Annotated in this window: 10 protein-coding genes and 1 rRNA gene; 5 read left to right on the forward strand and 6 right to left on the reverse strand. The window is 40.6% G+C overall.

Annotation, left to right across the window (positions count from 1 at the left end; all coding sequences use genetic code 11):
• Window positions 1-26: 26 nt before the first annotated feature.
• The gene (locus AAEY93_RS13130; RefSeq protein WP_351077468.1) at window positions 27-185 is read right to left on the reverse strand and encodes a hypothetical protein; all 159 of its coding nucleotides are present in this window, start codon (window positions 183-185) and stop codon (window positions 27-29) included.
• Between the two features lie 386 nt (window positions 186-571).
• Window positions 572-1,237: a class I SAM-dependent methyltransferase gene (locus AAEY93_RS13135; RefSeq protein WP_351077471.1), complete on the reverse strand. Its 666-nt coding sequence runs from the start codon at window positions 1,235-1,237 to the stop codon at window positions 572-574.
• 490 nt (window positions 1,238-1,727) lie between these two features.
• Here AAEY93_RS13135 and AAEY93_RS13140 point away from each other — a divergent pair, with 490 nt between their 5' ends.
• The 3 genes from AAEY93_RS13140 (at window position 1,728) to AAEY93_RS13150 (ending at window position 4,359) form a co-directional block, all read left to right on the forward strand.
• Complete coding sequence (locus AAEY93_RS13140) at window positions 1,728-2,903, forward strand: porin (RefSeq protein ID WP_351077473.1); 1,176 nt, start codon at window positions 1,728-1,730, stop codon at window positions 2,901-2,903.
• A gap of 137 nt (window positions 2,904-3,040) precedes the next feature.
• Window positions 3,041-3,547, forward strand: a complete 507-nt coding sequence (locus tag AAEY93_RS13145; RefSeq protein WP_502959559.1) for an FMN-binding protein — start codon at window positions 3,041-3,043, stop codon at window positions 3,545-3,547.
• Window positions 3,520-4,359, forward strand: a complete 840-nt coding sequence (locus tag AAEY93_RS13150; RefSeq protein ID WP_351077485.1) for a PepSY-associated TM helix domain-containing protein — start codon at window positions 3,520-3,522, stop codon at window positions 4,357-4,359. The genes AAEY93_RS13145 and AAEY93_RS13150 overlap by 28 nt, the downstream gene beginning before the upstream one ends.
• 839 nt (window positions 4,360-5,198) lie before the next feature.
• On the opposite strand, the gene AAEY93_RS13155 is transcribed toward AAEY93_RS13150, so the two are convergent.
• From AAEY93_RS13155 to AAEY93_RS13170, 4 genes are all read right to left on the reverse strand, one after another.
• Entirely contained in the window at window positions 5,199-5,372 is a 174-nt protein-coding gene (locus AAEY93_RS13155) for a hypothetical protein (RefSeq protein ID WP_164839422.1), read from the reverse strand.
• A gap of 74 nt (window positions 5,373-5,446) precedes the next feature.
• Window positions 5,447-5,662, reverse strand: a complete 216-nt coding sequence (locus tag AAEY93_RS13160) for a DUF2061 domain-containing protein (RefSeq protein ID WP_101033414.1) — start codon at window positions 5,660-5,662, stop codon at window positions 5,447-5,449.
• Window positions 5,663-5,855: 193 nt separating this feature from the next.
• Window positions 5,856-6,773 (reverse strand): 1,4-dihydroxy-2-naphthoyl-CoA synthase, encoded by a 918-nt coding sequence (locus tag AAEY93_RS13165; RefSeq protein WP_101033413.1) that lies wholly within the window; start codon window positions 6,771-6,773, stop codon window positions 5,856-5,858.
• Between the two features lie 90 nt (window positions 6,774-6,863).
• On the reverse strand, window positions 6,864-7,211 hold the full coding sequence (locus AAEY93_RS13170) for a hypothetical protein (protein WP_351077478.1): 348 nt from the start codon (window positions 7,209-7,211) through the stop codon (window positions 6,864-6,866).
• Between the two features lie 76 nt (window positions 7,212-7,287).
• Between AAEY93_RS13170 and ccoG the strand changes: the two genes are divergently transcribed.
• Entirely contained in the window at window positions 7,288-8,715 is a 1,428-nt protein-coding gene (gene ccoG / locus AAEY93_RS13175; protein WP_101033411.1) for a cytochrome c oxidase accessory protein CcoG, read from the forward strand.
• A gap of 564 nt (window positions 8,716-9,279) precedes the next feature.
• Window positions 9,280-9,343: ribosomal RNA gene (locus tag AAEY93_RS13180) — 16S ribosomal RNA — on the forward strand; the annotation flags it as partial.

The raw sequence follows: 9,343 nt of genomic DNA on the forward strand, positions 1-9,343 counted from the left end.
AAGGGAGATCATAGCCTTTTTTGAGCCTAAAAACCTGACAAATAATAAAATGCTGGCTGAGTGTTGTATTCGTTACTTAGATTTTGATCGTTCAATGGGCGTTTATCGTTACCGTAACAAGGTATCAACGGCATTTTGTGGATGGGTAAAATAGTGGCAGCAGTTGCTGGTGGCTGTTGTGCCATCAAATTGACCCGTGATGGTCGCGCAGATGTGAGTGAAGCATCAAAATGAAGCAAGTGTAGTGAACGTGGTCACTTGAGACAATATGTTAAATCTCAGATAGCTACCTCGGCGTAAAGTGTAAGGCTTCACCAAGTTGTGAATAACAGGCTTTAGCCCAAAAATGATGTTAAATGTGTCCTTACGCTTTTGCTGATAACAAGGTTCATTGACGTGTTCAAACGAGTCAATGACAAGTAATACCATACAGATCGTGCTACAAAAGTTTTAAAAAATAGTTACTTAGGTTTGCTTGTTATGCCTCGCTCCGGTTAGTGAGTATTGAATTTAAGATGACCGCGCTCTTTTTTACATCGACAAGAATCACATGTAGGCTTTTACGTCGTGGTTACGCGATAACATTAATACGAGAAAAAACCAGAATATAGCCTTTAAATGGCAGTGCTAGATAGTCGGTGTGTATCGGTTTGAAATGGCTGCTGATAAACCCGAATTCGGCTAATTTTACAGTGAGCTTATTTTTTCGACCGCGACCGGGGTCGACAATGATGACGTCACATTTGGCGCTGGCATGGTTTTTAATAAAATAAGCTAATAACTGCACATGTTGATCTTCATAGAGCAAATCGCTGCCGATGATGACGTCAAAAAGCCCCAATTTACTGGTGTCGTTAGCCCAGTCTACCCGCTCAAAAGCAATGCTTTTACCATTATTTAATTGGGTATTTCTATTAAGGAACTGTTCAACTTCTGGGTGGTAGTCGGTTGCGGTAATATCGGCATTTTTTGCATTAAGTAGTAAGCTTGAGAGCGCCATTCCACAGCCTATTTCTAGAATTCTTTTGCCTTCTGTTTTGTAATCCAACATATAATTAGCCAGCACTAAGCTTGATGGCCAAACAATGCCAAAAATTGGCCAATTCGCCGAGGATATACCGAGTTTTTCAGCAATACCGGTAGGGTCATCAAATTCTTGATTATTACGTAAGGTACACAAGTGAACATCGATTTCACCAAACTCAACAGTTTGGTAGCTTAAACGAAGGGCAGTCATTGGGCCGTCTTAAAAATTGAGTGTTCAGCCAGATATCGAGGACAAATAAATGACAAAACGAAGAGGTGTTAGTTAGATTATAGCACTTTGCTAGAAAGGCAAATATATTTAATTGGTTTGGGCTCTATTAGGTTAAGCCCTTAGTCAAAGGCATCATTATATTGTGTTTTTTTGTGCGCTTTGGGTCTCAATGTGGAGAATACTCAATACAAATATAAGGCCTACACAGCTATTAATCGCTGCGAATAAAACAGGTTTTCACCCGTTACTGGTTAATATTAGCATGCTCACTTTCACCTTAATAACCCCCTTTTATATCAATTATCAGCTCTGATAATAAAGCGCTATTCATTGTTAAATATGTGACATACGCATCATAATCTTAATGATAATTGTTTGCATTAGTATATCCACTATGTATAATCCACGGAACTTACAGAGCTTTATATAACATTATAGTTACTCACATTGACTAAATCAGGATGAGAAAATGAAAAAAACGTTAATTGCGGCAACAATACTCGGGCTTTTTGCTAGCAATCAAGCTATAGCTGCTGACGACACAACCGAATTACGCCAAATTATTGAGCAGCAGCAAAAAGTGCTGCAAGATCTTGAAAAACGTCTAGAGCAAACAGAAATGCGTGTAGAGACCACAGCTGATGTAGTAGAAGCGACCGCATCAAGCAAGTCGGCAACCACTATTGGTGGTTATGGTGAATTACACTATAACAATATTTCTAATAACCAAACCGGCACCGACAAGAAAGAATTCGATTTCCACCGCTTTGTATTGTTTGTAGGTCACGAGTTTAATAGCACAACCCGTTTTTTCTCTGAGCTAGAAGTTGAACATTCAATTGCCGGTGAGAGTCAAAATGGTGAGGTTGAGTTAGAGCAAGCGTATATCGAGCATGACTTTAATGAAATGTTTACCGGTAAAGCGGGTCTATTCTTAATGCCTGTCGGTATTATCAACGAAACTCACGAACCTACAGTATTCTACGGTGTTGAGCGTAACCCGGTAGAAAAAGACATTATTCCTGCGACATGGTGGGAAGGTGGTTTAAACCTTAATATTAAAGCCGCTCCTGGTGTAGCCTTTGACACCGCCGTGACGTCTGGTTTGTATTTAGACCAAAGCTCTGGTTATAAAATCCGTAATGGTCGTCAAAAAGTATCTAAAGCGAAAGGTGAAGATTTAGCCTATACCGGCCGAGTAAAATATACTGCGGTTCCAGGTTTAGAGCTAGCGGCGACGGTTCAATATCAGTCTGACTTAACGCAAGGTACAGCTGATGTTGATTCTGCCTCAGCAACATTGCTTACTGCGCATGCGATTTACAGCATTGAAAACTTCACGGTTAAAGCGCTATACGCCCAGTGGAATATTGATGGTAAAGAAGCTGAAGCGTTAGGTCGTGACAAGCAAAATGGTTTCTATATTGAGCCTGCTTACCGAATCAATGAACAGTTTGGTGTGTTTGCCCGTTACAACGAGTGGGACAACAATGCCGGTGATAGCGCCGATACGAAGAAAAAACAAACTAGTGTGGGTGTGAACTACTGGTTACACGAAAACGTGGTGTTTAAAGCTGACTACGAAAAAATTGGCGGCGCTGCTGATTCAGATGGTTTCAACCTAGGTGTTGGTTACCAGTTTTAATCGTTGAGTATTCAGAGATAAGATAAACCGATATAACAGATTATCGGTCAATGGGTGCCAACAGTGTATATTGTCGGCACCCGTGTTTTTATTATAGATTAAGGGCTGATATGCAGACAAGGTTAAGATCATATTTAATGTTATTTATGATGGGGTTAGTTATTTGTTTTTCGGCATTTAATGCGATTGCAGCCTCACAATATCAGTCAAATGAAGCCTTTATTAACCAAGCATTTAATGGCGGTAGTGGTAAAGCCAAAGTCTTGTGGTTAGATGATGATCTCAAACAATCGGTAGAAGCTATTTTAGCTCATCGTTTTAATAAAATGCGTGTGCGTTACTGGCAACATAATGATGAAACCGTATGGATTATGGATGAGATTGGTAAAGAGTCGCCTATTACGGTTGCTGTGCATATAAAAGACCATCATATAGCGCGAACTAAAGTGTTAGTTTATCGCGAAAGTCGTGGTGATGAAGTTCGTCATGATTTTTTTACCGACCAATTTAAGTCGGCAAAGTTAGACGACCAACATCAGCTGGATAAACATATAGACGGGATTACTGGTGCAACATTATCGGTAAGAGCATTAACGAAGTTATCGCGCATTGCATTATTACTTCATGCCCATGTGGTGCAATAAACCACGTTTCAATTCAACCGGATAATTTCAAGCAGGTTAGTGTGAATAAAGCATCTCGACAAAACAGTGTTAGGCTTAAATTTATGCGCATTCTTCGTCCTTGGCATCGCCGTTTAGGATTGGTAAGTGCGCTGTTCATCTTGCTGTTAGTGCTTACCGGTGTGGCGATAAATCACAGTGACGATATTGGTTTAGCTCAAACGCCAGTTACTCAGTCGTGGTTACTTGATTATTATGGTATTCCTGCTCCTGCACATGTTGCTCAGTTTTCTGCATTAGATACCTCCAATTTGCCTGCGCTGTATATTACCGATAATTTATTGTGGCAGGGTAAACGGGTTATTTTTGAAGGATCACAAACCTTAATGAGTGCCAGTTATACTGCCAATATGCTGGTGGCAATAGATGAGCAACAGTTGTATTTATTCGATACAGCAGGCCATTTACAAGAAACGCAAAATAGCAGCATGGGTTTACCGACTGACTTATTAGCGCTTGCTGTGGTGAACAGTCGAGTATGGTTAAATACTAAAGCTGGTGTTTATCAAGCCGATGAGCAGTTAATCGATTGGCAACTCATGGAGCCTATCAAGGCTATCACTTGGTTGATACCTAATCCACGAGTTGATGCTGAGTTTATTCAACATGCCCGTAGTGCGCATTTAAATTGGCAACGCGTAATGCTAGACCTGCATAGTGGTCGCTTATTTGGGGCGTTAACTGTGTGGTTATGGGATTTGTTTGCGCTAGCATTATTGTTAGTGTCATTAAGTGGATTTTGGATTTGGTATAAACAAAAACCGCCCAGGTAATAACTTTATTTGTGTTAACTGTTACTCATTAATGCTCACAAAGCCTCAAAAATACTCAGCGATATTGGTTTGCTTGCCTGCAACAGAGCTTAGCTCGACGCCTGCTTCACTAATTTGATAATTACCAGCAGAAACAGTTTCGCCTAACGGTCTAAAATCTTGCATTCTAAGCTTAACTATATGAGCTTATTGTTGTGAGGCTTGTGCTCGTTAGCACGGCTTATTGCTGATTGACGGTTTCTTTCGCCTGATCGAGTTGCGGTATTCAATGACAACAAACGGGTTTGTGGAGCAATCGTTTTACCGGGTTAGCCAATTGTTTACCTGAAATTTTCCGTGTGAGTAATATGCTGGCTGTGGTTTTAATGTCCTTGGCCAATATGCAAATGCTGCCGGCAGTCTGTTCAACTTCCTTTTAGCCGTCGGGCATACTTCTAGTACTTTGTTGGGCTGAGTCTGAGGCACGTTAAAAGTGCTCTACATTTGCTCCATTAGCAGCTCAAGTTGCGACATAACATCCACTAAATTTACTATTGTGCTTTGAAGTTCGTTAGCAGAGGCTAATGATTTTCGGTGGTATTATTCTGTTAGGCAACGGTTTGGTTAATGCTGGCAATGGCGTCGTCGACATCATTTATTTCTAGGTGGGATACATTAATGAAGCCGTTAACTCAGGTGGCTAGATTGCTCATTTAACGATGTATTCATCAGACCGTTTCGCTTTCAAGTTACGGTGTTGAGCAATGTGGCTGAGGTTGATTGAGCGTTGTTATATTTGGGTCGCCATTTATTTACTGGGTCTAGTTCCGTTAATAAAACAGATGAGTTTTAATTTATGTCTAGGCTAGTACTTGGTCGGTTGAAACATGAGTGGCTGTTGGGGTGTCATCAACTGAAACCACGCTGCAGATTGCCGTGAAGTGTTGCACTTTAATAGAGGGTGTTTGAAAGTCAGTGCTGGTGAGAAAAGCAAGCTCTTGCTTGTCTTCAACATACTCGTGATATCGCGACATTAACCTGAGACAACTTTTACTTGAGTACGTTAAACCTCTCGCCGTAATGTTAGTCTTAACCATATTCGGGTTACCTAAATACTTGCGTGTTGTGCCACTATCTCAGCTTGTTGCACCTGCTTTGCCTCAATGTTTTTCCACACCTTTTCATGAAAGTAAAACACAACCGTGTTGACTGCAGGCTCAAGCAGGGCAATGGTGCCACCGATAATAATGCTACCCGTTAATAAGTAAGTAATCGTAAACGCAACACAGAAGTGTAAAATTGCAAAGCTGATGGTCTTTTTCATGATGGATCCCCCGTTTGATTTATTTAAATGATAACAGTTATCATTATCATATAAAAGAGGGGTGATTCGATTGTTGCAAATGAAAATTTCGATTAGGTTTATACTTTCTAATACCAAAAAAATAAAGGCCCTTAACAAGGGCCTTTATACTAGCTAATAACATTAAGTCAGATCATAACCTCATCTATTGAGGTTAGTAATGCCAAGGAAAACGTGAAAAGTCTTGGTCGCGCTTTTCTAAAAAGGCATCACGGCCTTCTTGGGCTTCTTCGCTGGCATAGGCTAAGCGTGTTGCTTCACCAGCAAACAGTTGTTGGCCCACTAAACCATCATCAGCCATATTAAAGCCATACTTCAGCATGCGCATTGCCGTAGGGGATTTAGAGTTAATTTCTTTAGCCCAAACTAAGGCTTCAGTTTCGAGTTCTGCATGTGGAATGGCACGGTTGACCATGCCCATATTAAACGCCTCTTCAGCAGAGTAATTAAACCCAAGGAAGAATATTTCACGTGCACGTTTCTGGCCAATCATCTTGGCTAAATAAGCACTACCATATCCTGAGTCAAAACTGCCTACATCAGGGTCGGTTTGTTTAAAGATGGCATGTTCTTTAGATGCTAAAGTTAAATCACAAACCACATGCAAACTATGTCCACCGCCAACAGCCCAGCCAGGCACTACGGCAATCACCACTTTTGGCATAAAACGAATTAAACGCTGCACTTCTAAGATATGCAGGCGCCCCATACGAGCGACATCAGGTTTACCTTCTTCAGCTCCTTCATATTTATAGCCATCTTTCCCTCGAATACGTTGATCGCCACCTGCACAGAATGAATACTGACCTTTTGCAGACGGTCCATTACCTGTTATGAGTACACAGCCCACATCAGACCATTGCCTCGCGTGGTCTAACGCTATATAGAGTTCATCTACTGTTTTGGGACGGAATGAGTTAAGACAATCAGGGCGATTAATGGCGATACGCACTGTACCTTGGGATTTAGCGCGATGATATGTGATGTCTTCAAAATTGAATCCGTTAACAACATCCCATAAAGTAGGGTCAAAAATGTCAGATACTGAATTAGTTTGTGATTGTTGCGTCATATAAAACCTAGCCCCTATTGCAAATGTTACATAAAGGCTAGGCTTGTTTGATATCTAGGTCAATTCGTGTCGATAAAACCGTTAACTTACTCAGATTTTATCGCAAATAAATTGCAGATTTTCTTTAGTAAAAACCGGGTGGCGAGCACTACTGTGGCAGTATTGATCTTTAAACTGGGCTATCGCTTCGTTACTGGTAAATACACCATCTAATTCACGGATTTCAATTGTTGATAATCGCTCATAAATTTCTGTTTTAAGTTGTGGTAGATGTTTATCGATTTTAATTATTTTTGTGCCAGTCATCGAATCAAGTTTTTTATCTGCCTTAGTAAACATAGTGTTAATATCGTTAATTGGCTTATCTAGTTTGTCTGTTTCTGTCGCGAAATAATAAATAACCCCCGCGATTATTGCTAATCCTATCCAGCCTCTCATCTTTTTATCCAATTATGTGTTATTACCTATATAATAAGCTAGTTACCGTTCAATATTAAAGCAGTAAGGCTGTAAAATGACGACAGAATCTAACTCCAAGGACTTTTCTAAACAGCAGCGTATTAAAATTCATCAACCTGATGCTAGTAAAGCAGACCGTTTCAATCCGCGCAACCGTATTTACGTAAGAGCTGTCGATGGCTTATGGACAACGTTACGACGTTATATGGGGTGGATTGCCATATTATTCTTCTTACTTCTTCCTTGGTTACCCTGGGGAGATCGTCAAGCCGTGTGGTTTCATCTTGCCGAGCAAAAATTTCACGTCTTTGGCTTAACGATATGGCCACAAGATCTTACCTTGCTTGCTGCACTCTTTATGATAGCCGCATTTGGATTATTTTTTGTCACCACTTACCTTGGCAGGGTGTGGTGTGGCTATACCTGTCCACAGACCGTGTGGACTTTCATCTTTATTTGGTTCGAAGAAAAGTTTGAAGGTGCGCGTAATAAACGAATCAAGCTTGATCAAATGCCATGGAGTATTAATAAACTATGGCGTAAAACCGCTAAACATACCTCCTGGCTATTGGTCTCACTATTAACGGCCACGACATTTGTATCCTACTTTGTTCCAAGTCGCGAACTCTATATAGACTTCTTTACGCTTAATGCCGGTGGTGGGATATATTTTTGGGTGGTCTTCTTTACTATTGCGACTTACGGTAATGCAGGATGGATGCGAGAGATCATGTGTATTCACATGTGTCCGTATGCCCGCTTCCAAGCCGCTATGTTTGACAAGAACACTTATATAGTGGGTTATGACACTAAGCGCGGAGAAACTCGCGGTCCACGTACTCGTAAACAAGATCCAAAAGAAATGGGTTTAGGCGACTGCATTGATTGTGACTTATGTGTTCAAGTGTGCCCAACAGGGATTGATATTCGTAATGGTCTGCAATACGAATGCATTAACTGTGGTGCCTGTATTGATGCATGTGATAACACCATGGAGCGTATGGGATACGATAAAGGTCTCATTCGTTACACAACAGAAAATAAACTTGATGGTGTGCAAGAAAAGGTATTGCGACCTAAGTTGGTTGGCTACGGAGTGGTACTCACTTCGATGATATTAATCTTCATCTATGCCAGCGCAACCATTGCTCCAGTTCGCATGGATGTCATTAGAGATAGAAACTCACTTTATCGAGAAAATAACCGAGGCAACACAGAGAATACCTTTACGATTAAAATTCTCAATAAGACAGAGCAACCGCAAGAATATGAGTTAAGTGTCGAAGGCTTGCCTAACGCTAAATGGATTGGGTCGCAGCACGTATCAATAGGATCTGGTGAAGTTATAACCTTACCAATTAGTATTGCTGTTGATCCCATTGAGCTGAAGAGAAGGATCACTAAAATCTATATTAAAATTACGGCGCAAATAGATGGTAATCCAATAGAAATAAAACAGGAAACACGATTTTTCGGGGATTAGAACCCAGTAAAATAGCCAAAAAAGGGACGGGTAGTCCCTTTTTTGTTCGTTTCGATTGAAAAAGCACCTCTTGGTCATGTTTTTGCAATATTTAGCCTTTTAATACTTGCACAAAATCTTAAGCTCCCTATAATGCGCAACCACTGACACGGCAAACGTCGCGGACAGGTTGTAAGGTTCAAATTGAAGCTTACAACAGCGAAAAGAAAGTTTGAAAAAACACTTGACGCGAAACGGGAAATGCGTAAAATACGCACCCCAAGCCAACGACCTAGCGTCAACGGCCGCTGAATGAAAAATCGAAAGATGTTCATGTTAGCAACGTTCTTTAACAATCTAAACAAGAAATCTGTGTGGACATTCACAGGTATTGAGTTATTCGAAATTGTCTTCTGTTCTTCGGAATGTTGGCAATCAAAAAATTTCAACTCAATGCAACGATGAATGTTCATAGTAATATGTACAAACATTATTTAGATTCTTCCGAGTCTAATTAATGAAATCAGAATTCATTGAGCCGAAAGCTTCGTTCTTACTTGTAAGGGTGAAGGTTTCAAAAAACTTTAATTGAAGAGTTTGATCATGGCTCAGATTGAACGCTGGCGGCAGGCCTAACACATGCAAGTCG

This window comes from Shewanella sp. CAL98-MNA-CIBAN-0140, assembly GCF_040309905.1.
In the GTDB taxonomy this organism is placed as follows: domain Bacteria; phylum Pseudomonadota; class Gammaproteobacteria; order Enterobacterales; family Shewanellaceae; genus Shewanella; species Shewanella psychromarinicola.